Consider the following 537-nt stretch of genomic DNA (forward strand, 5'->3'; position numbering starts at 1 on the left):
CGGTCACCTGCAGAAAGAGCCGCCCGGCGGCGTTCACACCGAACCCGATGATCACGCTCTGGGCCGGTCGCGAGGTGGGTTGACGACCAAGACGCATCTGGCCTGCGAGCAGGGTCAGAAGGTCATGGCGTTCATCGTGACCGCTGGACAACGTGGGGACAGCCCGCAGTTCATCCCGGTCCTGCGCAAGATCCGGGTCGGCAGACCGGGCGGCGGCCGGCCCCGGACCCGCCCGGACGTGGTCCTTGCCGACAAGGCCTACACCTCGAAAGACAACCGGGGCTACCTGCGCAAACGCGGTATCCGAGCCTGTATCCCGAGCAAGATCGACCAGGACGCCCACCGCAGAGCCAAAGGCTCCCGCGGCGGCCGGCCACCCGCGTTCGATCCGGTCCTATACCGGCAACGCCACGCCGTCGAGTGCGGCATCAACCGCCTCAAACGCCACCGTGGCGTTACCACTCGATACGACAAACTCGCCGTCCGCTACCAAGCGGTCCTGACCATCACCATCATCTGCGAGTGGCTCTGACCTGC

1 protein-coding gene is annotated in these 537 nt (G+C 66.5%); it reads left to right on the forward strand.

The window, feature by feature from the left end:
• The coding region (locus Acy02nite_RS46275) for an IS5 family transposase (RefSeq protein ID WP_203756879.1) at window positions 1–532 on the forward strand (532 nt) is incomplete at its 5' end.
• Between the last annotated feature and the right edge of the window lie 5 nt (window positions 533–537).

The organism is Actinoplanes cyaneus, from assembly GCF_016862095.1.
GTDB lineage: Bacteria > Actinomycetota > Actinomycetes > Mycobacteriales > Micromonosporaceae > Actinoplanes > Actinoplanes cyaneus.